The sequence below is a fragment of the Streptomyces sp. B93 genome, assembly GCF_018070565.1.
Taxonomy (GTDB): Bacteria; Actinomycetota; Actinomycetes; order Streptomycetales; family Streptomycetaceae; genus Streptomyces.
On record NZ_JAGPXL010000045.1, the window covers coordinates 22,021 to 34,962 of the forward strand.

Annotated in this window: 14 protein-coding genes; 2 read left to right on the forward strand and 12 right to left on the reverse strand. The window is 73.4% G+C overall.

Annotated elements, in window-relative coordinates:
• Window positions 1–19: 19 nt before the first annotated feature.
• The 9 genes from KBY47_RS29830 to KBY47_RS29870 form a co-directional block, all read right to left on the reverse strand.
• On the reverse strand, window positions 20–553 hold the full coding sequence (locus tag KBY47_RS29830; RefSeq protein WP_210926519.1) for an amino-acid N-acetyltransferase: 534 nt from the start codon (window positions 551–553) through the stop codon (window positions 20–22).
• Window positions 554–563: 10 nt separating this feature from the next.
• Window positions 564–1,019 (reverse strand): BlaI/MecI/CopY family transcriptional regulator, encoded by a 456-nt coding sequence (locus tag KBY47_RS29835; protein WP_308405336.1) that lies wholly within the window; start codon window positions 1,017–1,019, stop codon window positions 564–566.
• Between the two features lie 143 nt (window positions 1,020–1,162).
• On the reverse strand, window positions 1,163–1,324 hold the full coding sequence (locus tag KBY47_RS29840) for a hypothetical protein (RefSeq protein WP_210926521.1): 162 nt from the start codon (window positions 1,322–1,324) through the stop codon (window positions 1,163–1,165).
• An 18-nt stretch (window positions 1,325–1,342) separates the two neighbouring features.
• Window positions 1,343–1,948, reverse strand: a complete 606-nt coding sequence (locus tag KBY47_RS29845; protein WP_210926523.1) for a hypothetical protein — start codon at window positions 1,946–1,948, stop codon at window positions 1,343–1,345.
• A 222-nt stretch (window positions 1,949–2,170) separates the two neighbouring features.
• On the reverse strand, window positions 2,171–2,968 hold the full coding sequence (locus tag KBY47_RS29850) for a type III pantothenate kinase (RefSeq protein ID WP_210926525.1): 798 nt from the start codon (window positions 2,966–2,968) through the stop codon (window positions 2,171–2,173).
• Window positions 2,969–2,972: 4 nt separating this feature from the next.
• Window positions 2,973–3,944, reverse strand: a complete 972-nt coding sequence (gene nadC, locus KBY47_RS29855; RefSeq protein ID WP_210926526.1) for a carboxylating nicotinate-nucleotide diphosphorylase — start codon at window positions 3,942–3,944, stop codon at window positions 2,973–2,975.
• Window positions 3,945–3,949: 5 nt separating this feature from the next.
• Window positions 3,950–5,671, reverse strand: coding sequence for an L-aspartate oxidase (locus KBY47_RS29860; RefSeq protein WP_210926528.1), 1,722 nt, complete (start codon window positions 5,669–5,671; stop codon window positions 3,950–3,952).
• Entirely contained in the window at window positions 5,668–6,660 is a 993-nt protein-coding gene (panC, locus tag KBY47_RS29865) for a pantoate--beta-alanine ligase (RefSeq protein WP_210926530.1), read from the reverse strand. Before panC ends, KBY47_RS29860 begins: the two co-directional genes overlap by 4 nt.
• The gene (locus KBY47_RS29870; protein ID WP_210926538.1) at window positions 6,657–7,577 is read right to left on the reverse strand and encodes a Rossmann-like and DUF2520 domain-containing protein; all 921 of its coding nucleotides are present in this window, start codon (window positions 7,575–7,577) and stop codon (window positions 6,657–6,659) included. The genes panC and KBY47_RS29870 overlap by 4 nt, the downstream gene beginning before the upstream one ends.
• Window positions 7,578–7,751: 174 nt before the next feature.
• Between KBY47_RS29870 and KBY47_RS29875 the strand changes: the two genes are divergently transcribed.
• Entirely contained in the window at window positions 7,752–8,963 is a 1,212-nt protein-coding gene (locus tag KBY47_RS29875; protein ID WP_210926540.1) for a low specificity L-threonine aldolase, read from the forward strand.
• A 5-nt stretch (window positions 8,964–8,968) separates the two neighbouring features.
• Here the strand turns inward: KBY47_RS29875 and KBY47_RS29880 are convergent, their stop codons facing one another.
• From KBY47_RS29880 to KBY47_RS29890, 3 genes are all read right to left on the reverse strand, one after another.
• Window positions 8,969–9,601 carry an AAA family ATPase gene (locus tag KBY47_RS29880; protein ID WP_210926542.1) on the reverse strand — a complete coding sequence of 211 codons (633 nt, stop codon included), beginning with the start codon at window positions 9,599–9,601 and terminating at the stop codon, window positions 8,969–8,971.
• A gap of 47 nt (window positions 9,602–9,648) precedes the next feature.
• Window positions 9,649–10,320 (reverse strand): response regulator transcription factor, encoded by a 672-nt coding sequence (locus tag KBY47_RS29885; RefSeq protein WP_210926544.1) that lies wholly within the window; start codon window positions 10,318–10,320, stop codon window positions 9,649–9,651.
• A 158-nt stretch (window positions 10,321–10,478) separates the two neighbouring features.
• Window positions 10,479–11,681, reverse strand: a complete 1,203-nt coding sequence (locus KBY47_RS29890; protein WP_210926546.1) for a sensor histidine kinase — start codon at window positions 11,679–11,681, stop codon at window positions 10,479–10,481.
• A 154-nt stretch (window positions 11,682–11,835) separates the two neighbouring features.
• Here KBY47_RS29890 and KBY47_RS29895 point away from each other — a divergent pair, with 154 nt between their 5' ends.
• Window positions 11,836–12,870 (forward strand): SAM-dependent methyltransferase, encoded by a 1,035-nt coding sequence (locus tag KBY47_RS29895; RefSeq protein WP_210926606.1) that lies wholly within the window; start codon window positions 11,836–11,838, stop codon window positions 12,868–12,870.
• The last annotated feature ends 72 nt before the right edge of the window (window positions 12,871–12,942 follow it).

Below are 12,942 nucleotides of genomic sequence, written 5' to 3' on the forward strand. Positions count from 1 at the left end.
TCACTTGGTCATCGCTTGGTCACAGATGCAGAAGCATCCGGCTGTTGCCCAAGGTGTTCGGTTTCACTCGTTCGAGCCCGAGGAACTCCGCGACGCCCTCGTCGTAAGAACGCAGCAGCTCCGCGTAGACATCGGTGTCGACGGGCGTCTCGCCGATCTCCACGAAGCCGTGCCGGCCGAAGAACTCCACTTCGAAGGTGAGGCAGAAAACCCGGCGAACGCCGAGCCAGCGGGCGGTCTGGAGCAACTTCTCCAGCAACTGATGTCCGACGCCCGCGCCCTTGAGGCCGGGCTTGACCGCGAGAGTGCGGACTTCCGCGAGGTCTTCCCACATCACGTGGAGTGCGCCGCAGCCGACCACCTCGGCGTTGTCGTCCCGTTCCGCGACCCAGAACTCCTGGATGTCCTCGTAAAGCGTCACCATCGCTTTGTCGAGCAGGATGCCACCGCGGACGTAGGCGTCAAGGAGCCGACGTACGGCCGGGACATCGCTGGTCCGGGCCCGCCGGACGGTGATGGCTTTAGCGGTGACTTCAGGGCTCTCTGCGGACATGAGCGGGACGCTATCGCCCGCCGGTCTCCGGCGCCGAGCCGGGGTTCTCGCGGTGCGGGTTCTCGCGGCCGGGGTTCTCGGCGGTGGATTCGGCGGTGGGGGTTTCCGGGCCCTGGACGACGCGGATGGCGTCCCGCAGAGCCTGCCGCTGTTCGTCGCTCATCATCCCGAAGAAGGCGACGAGGGCGGCCGCCGGGTTGTCACTCTGGGACCATGCGTCGTTCATCAGCGCGGCGGCGTAGGCGGCCCGCGTGGACACCGCCTCATATCGATAGGCCCGGCCTTCCGCCTCGCGGCGCACCCAGCCCTTCTGGTGGAGATTGTCCAAAACGGTCATCACCGTGGTGTAGGCGATGGAGCGTTCCTGTTGGAGATCTTCCAGGACTTCTCGAACGGTCACCGGGCGGTTCCACTTCCACACCCGCGTCATGACCGCGTCTTCGAGTTCTCCCAATGGGCGAGGCACGTTCAGCACAATAGTGGCTGATCTCGGTAATCGCGTGCGGGACGGGCGCCTTCTGTGCCAAAGGGCAACAAAAAGGGCGTACGACGGGATCGAGTGGATCGTCGTACGCCGGGTGCGCCGGGTGCGCCGGGGTTGCCTGGGGGTCAGCCCTCGCGGGCGGCCTCCGTGCGCTTGAGGGCGGCGTCCACTGCCGCGTCCTCCTTGGCCTTGTTGGTGCCGCCCTGGGTCTTCACGATCACCCTGATCACGCTGATGAAGAGCACGGCCATGACGACCGGGGGCAGGAGCGCGGAGACGTAGTCCATGGCTCCAGGGTAGCCAGGTCAGCCGGCGGCCAGTTGCTGCGGGGGGCCGGCGGGGCGCTGGGGCGGTTTGCGGCGGGGGAAGACCTCGCCCGGGGTGGGGACGGGGCGGCGGGCCGGGACCGGTTTCTCGGCGGGCTTCTTCGCCGGGTCCGCGGGCTTGGCGGGCTTGGGCTTCTCGGCGGGGTTCTCGGTGGCGAGGCCGCCGGGGAGGGCGTGCAGGGGGGTGCGGGAGGCGGGGATGGCGAGGGGGGCGGCGGCGGTGGGAACGGTGCGGTCGAGGAGGGCGGCGGCTCTGGGGTTGCCGCGGAGGGCGCGCAGGGCGCTGACGTCGTCGGGGGTCGGGCGGTAGCCCGTGGGCAGGACCTCCTCCAGGAGGGCGAGGTAGCCGACTGCGGTGCCGGGGAGGGCGGCGCGGTAGCGGGCCAGGTCGGCCACGAGGAAGGCCCGCAGCCGGGCGCCCTCGCGGGCCGCCTCGTCGAGGGACTCGGCGAGACTGAGGCAGTCCTGGACGTCCTCGGCCGAGGGGCGACCGGGGTGGAGGGCGAGGGCGAGAGCACGGCGGAGCACTTGCAGCTCCTCCACACCGAACGCCATGCCGCCGCGGGATCCGTAAGGCGTGGGCATGCCCCGACAATACGCGCTAATCAGACAAACCCCAGGTACCAGGCAAGTCTGACGCGCAAGAGCCACACCATGGGCGCAGCGCGGTACGCGGTCCGTGGGGGCGCGCCCCGTCCTGGCTGCGGGCAGTCGTGCCACAGGGCGGCAGGGGTGGGCGCGGCGGCACCCCCGTAGCGCCGGGCTGCGCGATCCACCCCCCGGCCCGCCCCCGCGCCGGGGGCGGCGTCACATGCGGGACACGTTGCGTTCGTAGACCAGGCGGAGGCCGATCAGGGTCAGCCACGGCTCGTGTTCGTCGATGACGGAGGACTCGCCCAGGACCATCGGCGCGAGCCCACCCGTCGCGATCACCGTCACGTCGTCGGGATCGTCGGCCAGCTCACGGGCCATGCGCGAGACGACGCCGTCGACCTGACCGGCGAAGCCGTAGACGATGCCCGCCTGCATCGCCTCGACCGTGTTCTTGCCGATCACGCTCCGCGGCCGGGCGACCTCGATCTTCCGCAGCTGCGCGCCCTTGACGCCGAGCGCGTCCACGGAGATCTCGATGCCGGGCGCGATGACCCCGCCGATGTACTCCCCGCGCGCGCTGACCGCGTCGAACGTCGTCGCCGTACCGAAGTCGACGACGATCGCGGGTCCGCCGTAGAGGTCGACCGCGGCGACCGCGTTGATGATGCGGTCGGCGCCGACCTCCTTGGGGTTGTCGGTGAGGATCGGCACGCCCGTCTTGACGCCGGGTTCGACGAGGACCGCGGGCACGTCGCCGTAGTAGCGGCGGGTGACCTCACGGAGTTCGTGCAGCACCGAGGGGACGGTCGCGCAGATGGCGATGCCGTCGATGCCGTCGCCGAGTTCGTCGCCGAGGAGCGGGTGCATGCCCATCAGGCCCTGGAGCAGGACGGCCAGCTCGTCGGCGGTGCGCCGGGCGTCCGTGGAGATGCGCCAGTGCTCGACGATGTCCTCGCCGTCGAACAGGCCCAGGACGGTCTGGGTGTTGCCTACGTCGATCGTCAGCAGCATGGCCCTACTCCGCGGCCCTCAGGTCCAGGCCGATGTCCAGGATCGGCGAGGAGTGGGTGAGGGCGCCTACGGCGAGGTAGTCGACGCCCGTCCCGGCGTACGCACCGGCGTTGTCCAGGGTGAGGCGGCCGGACGCCTCCAGGGCGGCGCGGCCGTGCACCAGGGCCACCGCCTCCTCGCACTCGCCCGGCGTGAAGTTGTCCAGCAGGATCAGGTCGGCACCCGCGTCGACGACCTCGCGGAGCTGGTGGAGGGTGTCGACCTCCACCTCGATGGGGACGTCGGGGAAGGTCTCCCGGACCGCCTTGAAGGCCTGCGCGACGCCGCCCGCGGCGACCACGTGGTTGTCCTTGACGAGGGCCGCGTCCGAGAGGGACATGCGGTGGTTCACGCCGCCGCCGCAGCGGACCGCGAACTTCTCCAGTGAGCGCAGGCCCGGCGTCGTCTTGCGGGTGTCGCGGACCTTGGCCTTGGTGCCCTCCAGGGCGTCCGCCCACGCGCGCGTGGCGGTCGCGATGCCGGAGAGGCGGCACAGGATGTTCAGGGCGCTGCGTTCGGCGGTCAGCAGGTCGCGGGTGCGGGTGGTGACCGAGAGGACCTTCTGGCCCTCGGACACCCGGTCGCCGTCGTCGACGTGGCGTTCCACCTCGAACTCGTCCGTGCAGACGATCGAGATCACCGCCTCGGCGACCCGCAGACCCGCCACCACGCCCGCCTCGCGCGCGACGAAGTCGGCGGTGGCCACGGCGTCCTCGGGGATGGTCGCGACCGTCGTCACGTCCACGCCGTGCGCCAGGTCCTCCTGGATGGCCACGTTGGCGATGTCCTCGACCTCCACGGGGTCGAGTCCGGCTTCGGCCAGGAGCTGGGCGAGGGCGGGGTCGAGGCCGCTCTCCAGGTACGCCTCGTCGGCGCCGCAGGCGCAGCCGTCGCCGCAGCCGCCGCTCTCGGCGAGGGGAAGGTCGGGGGTGCTCACGTCTGTCACTGCTCCTGGGGCCGGTGGGGCGGGAGGGTTGGGGGGAAGTCTGCGGTGTCCGTGGTGTGCACGGCCAGCGAGCGGTCGGGATTCAGCCGTACGACGATGTGGCGGCGCCAGGTCTCGTCGTCGCGGTCGGCGTGGTCCTCGCGCCAGTGGCAGCCGCGGGTCTCCTCGCGCTGCCGGGCGGCGGCCACCAGGACGCGGGCCACGCACAGGAGGTTGGTGGTCTCCCAGGTGTCGACGCCGGGCTCGGCCGTCTTGCCGTTCTCGGTGAGCGCGTCCTTGGCCTCGGCGTGCAGGTGCTGGAGCTGCTCGGCGGCGCGGGCGAGGGAGGCGGCGGAGCGCAGAACGCCCGCGCCCTGCGTCATGGTCCGCTGGATGGTGAAGCGGGCCTCGGGGGCGAGCAGCGGGTGGGCCGGGTGGTCGGGCTGCGGGACCGGCTGGGGCACGCGCGCGTGCAGGGCCTCCCGGCGGTGGGCCACCGCGATGTCGTGGGCGATGCGCTCGGCGTAGACCAGGCCTTCGAGGAGGCTGTTGGAGGCGAGGCGGTTGGCGCCGTGCACGCCCGTGCAGGCGACCTCGCCGCACGCGTACAGGCCGGGGACGGTCGTACGGCCGTGGGCGTCGGTGCGGACGCCGCCGGAGGCGTAGTGGGCGGCCGGGGCGACCGGGACGGGCTCGGTGACCGGGTCGATGCCGTGGGCGCGGCAGGCGGCGAGGATCGTCGGGAAGCGGTGCTCCCACATGTCGGCGCCGAAGTGCCGCGCGTCGAGGTACATGTGCTCGGCGCCCTGCTCCTGCATGCGGCGCATGATGCCCTTGGCGACGATGTCGCGGGGCGCGAGTTCGGCCAGTTCGTGCTGCCCGGCCATGAAGCGCACGCCGTCGGCGTCGACCAGGTGGGCGCCCTCGCCGCGTACCGCCTCGGAGACCAGGGGCTGCTGGCCCTCGGCGTCGGGGCCGAGGAAGAGCACGGTGGGGTGGAACTGGACGAACTCCAGGTCGCTGACCTCCGCTCCGGCGCGCAGCGCCAGGGCGACGCCGTCGCCCGTGGAGACGGACGGGTTGGTGGTCGCGGAGAAGACCTGGCCCATGCCGCCGGTCGCGAGGATCACGGCGGGGGCGTGCACGGCCCCCACGCCGTCGTGCTGGCCCTCGCCCATGACGTGCAGGGTCACGCCCGCGGTGCGGCCCTCGGCGTCGGTGAGGAGGTCCAGGACGAGCGCGTTCTCGATGGTGCGCAGCGCACGCGCGCGTACCGCCTCGACCAGGGCGCGGGAGATCTCCGCTCCGGTGGCGTCGCCGCCCGCGTGGGCGATGCGGCGGCGGTGGTGGCCGCCCTCCCGCGTGAGTTCCAGGTCGCCCTCGGCGGACTCGTCGAAGTGCGCGCCGGTCTCCATCAGGCGGCGGACCGAGCCGGGGCCCTCGGTGACGAGGATGCGGACCGCCTCCACGTCGCACAGGCCCGCGCCCGCGACCAGGGTGTCGTCGAGGTGCTGTTCGGGGGTGTCGCCCTCGCCGAGGGCCGCGGCGATGCCGCCCTGCGCCCAGCGGGTGGAGCCGTCGTCGAGGCGGGCCTTGGTGACGACGACCGTCCTGAGGCCCGCCGCCTCGCAGCGCAGCGCCGCGGTGAGGCCCGCGACGCCGGAGCCCACGACGACGACGTCGGCGGAGATGGACCAGCCCGGGGCGGGGGCGTGCAGTCGTATGCCTGTGCTGGTCACAAGGCGGCTCCGAAGGTGAGGGGAATGTTGTCGATCAACCGGGTGGTGCCGACCCGGGCGGCGACGGCGAGGACGGCCTCGCCGGTGAAGTCGTCGCCGATCTCGGTGAAGTCGGAGGGGTCGACGAGGGCCAGGTAGTCCAGGTCGAGCGGCGGGTCGAGGCGGGCTGCCTCGTCGAGGACCAGGCGGGCCGCCGCGCGGACGGCGGCGGGGCCGCCCGGCACGGCCTTGGCGACGGCGTGCGCGTCGGCCGCCGCGCGGGACTCCCCTATGGCGCTGAGCGCCTCGGCACGCGCGCGCGTGGAGGGCACTTCCCGGGCCCGCGCGCGCAGCGCCTCCAGCGCGGCGTGCCGGTCCAGACCCGCGAACAGGGCCCGGGAGAGGGCGAGGGCGGTACGGCGTTCCTGCGGGGAGAGGTAACGGTTGCGGCTGGACAGGGCCAGGCCGTCGGCCTCGCGGACCGTGGGGACGGCGACGATCTCCACGCCGAAGTTCAGGTCGCGCACCATACGGCGGATCAGCGCGAGCTGCTGGGCGTCCTTCTGGCCGTACAGGGCGAGGTCGGGGCGGGTGAGGTGGAGCAGCTTGGCGACGACGGTGAGCATGCCGTCGAAGTGGCCGGGGCGGGAGGCGCCCTCCAGGCGTGCGCCCATGGGGCCCGCGCTGATCCGCACCTGGGGTTCGCCGCCGGGGTAGACCTCGTCGGCGGAGGGCGCGAACACGGCGTCGGCTCCGGCCTGCTCGGCGAGCTTGACGTCGGCCTCCAGGGTGCGCGGGTAGCGGTCGAGGTCCTCGCCCGCGCCGAACTGGAGGGGGTTGACGAAGACGGTGACGACGACCTCGCCGTCCGGTCCGGCGATCTCGCGGGCGGTGCGGATCAGGGTGGCGTGGCCCTCGTGCAGGGCGCCCATGGTCATCACGACGGCGCGGCGTCCGCCACGCGCGCGTGCCCGCAGTTCCTCGGCGGTGTGCAGCAGGGCGGTGGTCATCCGGCGTCCCCTTCGGTGCCGTGGGCGAGTACCCCGAGGAGGTCCTCGGCGAGTTCCGGCTTGAGCAGGCCGTGCGCGAGGGCGCGGTCGGCGGTGGCGCGGGCCATCGCCAGGTACCCGGCGACGGCTCCCGGGGCGTGCGTGCGCAGCTCGGTGACATGGGCGGCGACGGTGCCCGCGTCGCCGCGGGCCACGGGGCCGGTGAGGGCGGCGTCGCCGGAGCGCAGGGCATTGTCGAGGGCGGCGCCGAGGAGCGGGCCGAGCATCCGGTCAGGGGCCTCGACGCCCGCCGTGCGCAGCAGCTCCATGGACTGGGCGACCAGGGTGACGAGGTGGTTGGCGCCCAGGGCGAGGGCCGCGTGGTAGAGCGGGCGGCTCTCCTCGGCGATCCACTCGGGTTCGCCGCCCATCTCGATGACGAGCGCCTCGGCCGCGAGCCGCAGTTCGACGGGGGCCGTGACGCCGAAGGAGCATCCGGCGAGCCGCTGCACGTCGACGGGGGTGCCGGTGAAGGTCATCGCCGGGTGCAGGGCCAGCGGCAGCGCGCCGACGCGCAGGGCGGGGTCGAGCACCTTGGCGCCGTACCGCCCGGAGGTGTGGACGAGGAGCTGGCCCGGGCGGACCGCGCCGGTGGCGGCGAGGCCCTCCACGAGGTCGGGCAGGGCGTCGTCGGGGACGGTGAGCAGGACCAGCTCGGCGCGCTCCAGGACCTCGGCGGGGGTGACGAGGGGGATGTCGGGCAGCATCTGCGCGGCCCGCCTCCTGGAGGCGTCGGAGACTCCGGAGACGGCGACCGGGCGGTGTCCGGCGAGCTGGAGGGACGCGGCGAGCGCGGGGCCCACGCGTCCGGCGCCGACGACGCCGACGGTGAGCCGCGCGGGGCGGTCCCTGGGGTCTGGTTGTTGGACTGTACTCACGCGACGGCGGCCTTCCCGTTCCAGTCCGCTCTGGGTACCGGACGATTTCTCGTCATGTTAACGCGATTGGTTCGAGCGGCGTTCGGTTGTCCACAGGCTGTGGGTTTCCACGGCGCCGGGTTCCCGTGAAATGCGGGTGCCCGCGCGGGCCGCCGCCCGGCATGATTCCGGACCATGGCTGACACGCGCGACGACACCGCTGAGACGGCTCCCACGACCCCCACGCTCGAGGAGCAGCGCGAGGAGCGCTACCGACGGCGCAAGGCGGCGCAGCGGAGCGCCAAGCGCACGCTCGCGCGTCTCGGCGTGCACCAGAGCCTCCGGGACCGGCTGGCCCTCTTGGAGGCGGCCGACGAGGTGTACGACCTGGACCGGCCCGTCGACCTCTACGGCGGCGGTGTGGTGGAGGACCTGGAACGCAAGGTCGCCGGACTGCTCGGCACCGAGGCCGCCGCGTTCTTCCCGACCGGCACGATGGCCCAGCAGGTGGCCCTGCGCTGCTGGGCGGGCCGCACCGGGAACCCGGCCGTCGCCCTGCACGGGCTCTCCCACCCGGAGCTGCACGAGCGGCACGCGTTCAGCGAGGTCAGCGGGTTGCGTCCGGTCCGGCTCACCAGCGAGGCACGGCTGCCGACCGCGGCGGAGGTGCGCGACCTCGACGAGCCGTTCGGGGCGCTGATGCTGGAGCTGCCGCTACGGGACGCCGGGTATCTGCTGCCGTCCTGGGAGGAGCTGACGGAGGTCGTGGCGGCGGCGCGGGAGCGGGATGCCGTGGTGCACTTCGACGGTGCCCGGCTGTGGGAGACCACGGTCCACTTCGGCCGCCCGCTGGACGAGATAGCCGCCCTCGCGGACAGCGTGTACGTGTCGTTCTACAAGTCCCTCGACGGCTTCGCCGGGGCCGCGCTGGCCGGACCGGCGACGCTGATCACGGAGGCCAGGGCGTGGCGGCACCGGTACGGCGGCCAGCTGTTCCAGCAGTTCCCCACCGTGCTGTCGGCGCTGATCGGCCTGGAGCGGGAGCTGCCCCGGCTGCCGGAGTACGTGCGGCACGCGCGCGTGGTGGCCGCCGCGCTGCGCGAGGGGTTCGCCGGGGCGGGGCTGCCGTGGGCGCGCGTGGCGCCCGAGGAGCCCACCACGCACGACTTCCAGGTCTGGCTGCCGTACGACGTCGACGTCGTCCACGAGGCCGCGGTGCGGGCCGCCGAGGCGACCGGTGTGATGCTCTTCGCCGGGCCTTGGGACCCCAAGGGGCCGGGGATCGCCTTCACGGAGGTGCATGTGCGGGCCGCGGGCCTGGAGTGGACGGCGGACGACGTGAAGGAGGCGGTGGCACAGTTCGCCGCCCGGCTGGGGGACGTCGTCGCCGAGGCCGGGGAACGGTAGGTCCGTCAGTCGAGGCGGATGTGCCGTACGCCCACCGCCGCCTGCCGCAGCCGGGTCCGCAGCGCGCCCTCGTTGTTGGGCCTCAGGGTGAGACCGGCCAGGACGGCGATGCGGTCGGCCGTCTTGGGCACGGTCGTGCCGTCGGTCCACAGGTGCTCGGCGAACTCCGGCTCGCGCAGCCGCTCCAGGCAGTGGTCGAGCCGCCGTACCGCCCAGGTCTCCTCACGCGGGCCGGGTTTGCGTCCGGTGACGCGCTGGAGCAGGCGGCCGAGGCCGCGCTCGCGAAGCCGCCGCAGGACGGTCTCGCGCTGGGCGAGCAGGGTGAAGTGGTGGACGTCGTGGCCGAGTTCGCGCAGGCGGCCGACGGTCCCGGCGAAGCAGTCGGAGTCGGTGACCGTCATGGGGGCGATCACCACGCCGTCGTGCTTGGTCAGCGCGATGTCGAGGACCTCCACGACGCCCTGCCGCCAGGACGCCAGGTCCTGGAAGTCACCGCGCAGTTCGGGCGGCAGCATGCGGCGCAGCCCGAAACCGGCCAGCTCGGGGTCGCAGATGACGCTGCCGGGCAGGCGGCGCCGTATCTCGTGTGCGGTCTGTGTCTTACCGCCCCCGAAGGGGCCATTGATCCACAGGAGCATGCGCGGAGCCTACCGACGGCGGCGGGCGCCCGTACGGGAAAGCGCCGTCAGCCGTGGCCCCCGGCCCGGACGAGCCCCGTCTCATACGCGAGGACGACGACCTGCACCCGGTCGCGCAGCCCCAGCTTGGTGAGGATGCGGCCCACGTGCGTCTTGACCGTCGCCTCCGACAGCACCAGCCGGGCCGCGATCTCACCGTTGGACAGGCCCTGCGCGACCAGCACCATGACCTCGCGCTCCCGTTCGGTGAGCCGGTCCAGCGCCTTGTGCCGGGGCTCGCCGCCGGGGCTGGGCAGCATCGGCGCGAACCGGTCCAGGAGGCGCCGGGTCGTCGACGGGGCGACGACGGCGTCACCGCTGTGCACGGAGCGGATCGCCGCGAGGAGTTCCGCGGGCGGCACGTCCTTGAGCATGAACCCGGAGGCGCCCGCCTTCAGGGCCGAGAAGGCGTACTCGTCGAGGTCGAAGGTGGTCAGGATCAGCACCTTGGGCGGGTCGGTGTCCGCGCAGATCCGGCGGGTAGCCTCGACTCCGTCGAGCTTGGGCATGCGTACGTCCATCAGCACCACGTCGACGGGTGTGCCGCGCAGCACCTGGAGGGCCTCGACGCCGTCGCCCGCCTCCGCCACGACGTCCATGTCCGGCTGCGCGGCGAGCACCATCCGGAATCCGGTGCGCAACAGCACCTGGTCGTCGACGAGCATCACGCGGATCGTCATCGGGGTCTCTTCCTGGTCGGCGGTGGTTCGGCGGTGGTCTGCTGTTGTCGGCAGTGTCTGCTGTTGTCGGGTGTCTTCTGCTGTCGGCGCTGTCGGCGGTTGTCGTTCGTTGTCGGCTTGATCGGCTTACAGGTGTCAACGGAGGGCGCGCGTCGGCGTCAGTGCGCCGTTCTGAGCGGCAGCAGGGCGCTGATCCGGAATCCTCCGCCCGGACGCGGCCCCGCGTCCAGGGTGCCGCCGACCATGCCGACCCGCTCACGCATGCCGATCAGCCCGTGGCCGCTGCCGTCGGCGCCGCCGTCCTCGTACAGCTCGTGGGGTGCGCCCTTGCCGTCGTCCTCCACGAGCAGGCCGAGACCGTCGTCGAAGTAGACCAGGCGGACGCTGGCGCCCGCGTTCGGCCCGCCGTGCTTGCGGGTGTTGGTGAGCGCCTCCTGCACGATCCGGTACGCGGTCAGCTCGACGCCGCTGGGCAGCGGGCGGGGCGTGCCCTCGATCTTGAAGTCGACGGGCAGGCCCGCGCCGCGGCACTGCTCCACGAGGTCCTCTATCTGCTGGACGTCGGGCTGGGGGACGTACTCGCCGCTCTCCTGGTGCTCGCCGGTGCGCAGGACGCCGAGCAGGCGGCGCATCTCGGCGAGGGCCTGGCGGCCGGTGGAGGAGATGGTCTCCAGGGCCTTCTTGGCCTGGTCGGGGGCGGCGTCGAGGACGTAGGCGGCGCCGTCGGCCTGCACCACCATCACGGACACGTTGTGCGCGACCACGTCGTGCAGCTCGCGCGCGATCCGGGCGCGTTCGGCGGCGACCGCGACCTTGGCCTGCGCCTCGCGCTCCCGCTCCAGGCGGGCCGCGCGCTCCTCCAGCTGGGCGAAGTACGCCCGGCGCGTGCGGATGGAGTCGCCGAGCACCCAGGCCAGGGCGAACGGCACCGTCTGGAGGATCGCCAGCGCCAGGTTCGCCAGCGGGCTGGCCTCCTCCTGCGGCCACCGCAGCTGCGCCGCCGGGGCCGCGCACAACCCGCCGACCAGCGCGAACCGCGAGGCCCAGCGGGCGCCGTTCGCGGCGACGGTGTAGACGATCACCAGCATGGCGAAGTCCGCGGGCAGCGTCGCCACGTCCAGGACGAGCTGTGCCACGCCCACCACCGCGGCCAGCACCAGCATCCGCTCCGGCATCCGCCGACGCAGCGCGATGACCAGGCACAGCAGCACCGTGACCGGGACGATCAGGGCGGGCAGCTCGGTGCCGGTGGCCTCCTCGCCGACCACTCCGCTCGCGACGGACATCCCGAACAGGACGATGGCCCAGAAGCCGTCGACCCATGTCGGGTGCCTGCGGAGGAAGTCATAGAGGCGCTGCACGTAACCCAGCGTAGGGAAGCGTGATGCGTGCGGGAGTCAACCGATGGGCCGATCCGCACGCCCCCGGCGTACTCCGCAAGGTGGAGGCCCCCTTCCCCAGTGCGCATAGCCTTGCGGCGTGACAGAAGGTGTGACAGGCGGGTCGGCGGACGCGGTGGACGGTCCGGCCGACGCGGCGGGCCGGGACGAGCGGCGCGGGACGGCGGGCCGGGACGAGTGGCGCGGCTGGCGCGTGGCGGCGCAGGAGGCCCTGTACGGGCCCGGAGGCTTCTACCGCAGGCCCGAGGGGCCGGGCGGGCACTTCCGTACGTCGGTGCACGCCTCGCCGCTGTTCGCGCGGGCCGTGGCGGGGCTGCTGTGCCGGGTCGACGCGGTTTTGGGCGCTCCGGACGTGCTGGACTTCGTGGACATGGCGGCGGGCCGGGGCGAGCTGGCCGCCGGCGTGCTCGCGGAGCTGCCGGAGGAGGTGGCGGCCCGCACGCGCGCGTGCGCCGTCGAGGTGGCCGACCGCCCGGCGGGCCTCGACCCGCGGATCGAGTGGCTGGCCGAGCCCCCGCGCGGGATCACGGGTCTGCTGTTCGCCAACGAGTGGCTGGACAACGTACCCGTGGACGTCGCCGAGGTGGACGCCGCCGGGGTGCCCCGGCTGGTCGAGGTGCGCGACGACGGGGCCGAGCGGCTCGGGGACCCGGTCACCGGGGCGGCCGTGCGGTGGCTCGCGCGGTGGTGGCCGCTGCCCGGCGAGGCGGGGTACCGGGCGGAGATCGGGCTGCCGCGGGACGAGGCCTGGGAGGACGTCGTCGCCGGTGTGGAGCGCGGGCTGGCCGTCGCCGTCGACTACTGGCACACCGCAAACGCCCGGCCGCCCTTCGGCACCCTGACCGGGTTCCGGCAGGGCCGGGAGACGGTGCCCGTGCCGGACGGATCCTGCGACATCACGGCCCACGTCGCCCTGGACGCGGCCGCCCTGCCCGGAGCCCGCCTGCTCCCGCAGCGCGCCGCGCTGCACTCCCTCGGCGTCATCGGCGCGCGCCCCCCGCTCTCGCTGGCGTCCACCAACCCTGTGGCCTACGTGCGCGCCCTCGCGAACGCCGGGGAGGCCGCGGAGCTGACCGCGGCGGGCGGGCTCGGCGACTTCGGATGGCTGCTCCAGCCCGTGGGGATCGAGATCGAGGACGTACTGGACTGAGCGGGCGGCGACGACGGCGTCCCGCCACGTCGTGCGGAGCCATCCGGCCCGCGCCGGTCCGAGCGTCCCGCG

What these genes read in the sequence shown, in the direction of transcription:
- panC (WP_210926530.1), bottom strand. Translation starts at nt 6,660, where the DNA reads ATGACCACCGCCCTGCTGCACACCGCCGAGGAACTGCGGGCACGCGCG.
- KBY47_RS29875 (WP_210926540.1), top strand. Translation starts at nt 7,752, where the DNA reads ATGGCTGACACGCGCGACGACACCGCTGAGACGGCTCCCACGACCCCC.
- KBY47_RS29845 (WP_210926523.1), bottom strand. Translation starts at nt 1,948, where the DNA reads ATGCCCACGCCTTACGGATCCCGCGGCGGCATGGCGTTCGGTGTGGAG.
- KBY47_RS29850 (WP_210926525.1), bottom strand. Translation starts at nt 2,968, where the DNA reads ATGCTGCTGACGATCGACGTAGGCAACACCCAGACCGTCCTGGGCCTG.
- KBY47_RS29880 (WP_210926542.1), bottom strand. Translation starts at nt 9,601, where the DNA reads ATGCTCCTGTGGATCAATGGCCCCTTCGGGGGCGGTAAGACACAGACC.
- KBY47_RS29840 (WP_210926521.1), bottom strand. Translation starts at nt 1,324, where the DNA reads ATGGACTACGTCTCCGCGCTCCTGCCCCCGGTCGTCATGGCCGTGCTC.
- KBY47_RS29885 (WP_210926544.1), bottom strand. Translation starts at nt 10,320, where the DNA reads ATGACGATCCGCGTGATGCTCGTCGACGACCAGGTGCTGTTGCGCACC.
- KBY47_RS29830 (WP_210926519.1), bottom strand. Translation starts at nt 553, where the DNA reads ATGTCCGCAGAGAGCCCTGAAGTCACCGCTAAAGCCATCACCGTCCGG.